At 68.7% G+C, this 790-nt stretch carries 1 protein-coding gene; it reads left to right on the top strand.

Annotated elements, in window-relative coordinates:
- A partial coding sequence (locus tag ACTQ1S_RS09355; RefSeq protein WP_441547568.1) for an ISL3 family transposase occupies nucleotides 1-756 on the top strand: 756 nt, incomplete at its 5' end.
- Between the last annotated feature and the right edge of the window lie 34 nt (nucleotides 757-790).

Genomic DNA, 790 nt, shown 5'->3' on the forward strand with positions numbered 1-790 from the left:
ACGCGCGAGCAGAGGCGCGCCATAGAGGTGGTGACCGCCGACGGCGCGAGGTGGATAAGGCAGCTGGTCAAGCGCCGCTGCCCCAACGCGAGGTGGGTCATGGACCCCTTCCACGTGGTCCAGTGGATGAACGACGCGCTCGACGCCGTGCGCTGCGAGGAGTGGAACGCCGCCAGGGCCGCCAGGCCCAGGCCCGAGGGCAAGCGCGGCAGGCCTGCCAAAGGCGAGCTGCCGCCCGAGGAGGTCAGGGCGCTCGAGGAGGAGGCGGCCTCCATCAAGGGCAGCCGCTACGCGCTCGTGAAGAACCCCGAGGACCTCACCGACGGCCAGAGGGCGAGGCTCGAGGCGCTCAAGAAGAGGGCCGGCTCGCGGCTGGTCAGGGCCTGGGAGCTCAAGGAGGACCTGCGGGCCGTCTTCCGGGCAGCCGACGGCTCCGAGGCCGCCGAGCTGCTCGACGACTGGATGCACAGGGCCGCCTACTGCAAGATCGCCAAGGTCGTCGCCGTGGAGAAGAAGGTGCGCCGCCGGCGCGACGACATCATCGCCGCAGTCGAGCTCGGCATCAGCAACGGGCGCGTAGAGGCCATCAACAACAAGATCAAGGTGACGGTGAGGATGGGCTACGGCTTCCGCAACACCGACAACCTCGTGGCCCTGCTCATGCTCAGGTGCGGCGACTGCCAGCCCCAGCTCCCGGGTCGCCCGGTGAAGGCGAGGAAGAAGGGCGTGAAGGGAGCGAAGAGCGTTGCTGCCTAGGCTAGCCCCTTGTCACACAAACTACCGAAGCCTC

The sequence above is a fragment of the Collinsella sp. LCP21S3_D3 genome (assembly GCF_052118305.1).
GTDB lineage: Bacteria > Actinomycetota > Coriobacteriia > Coriobacteriales > Coriobacteriaceae > Collinsella.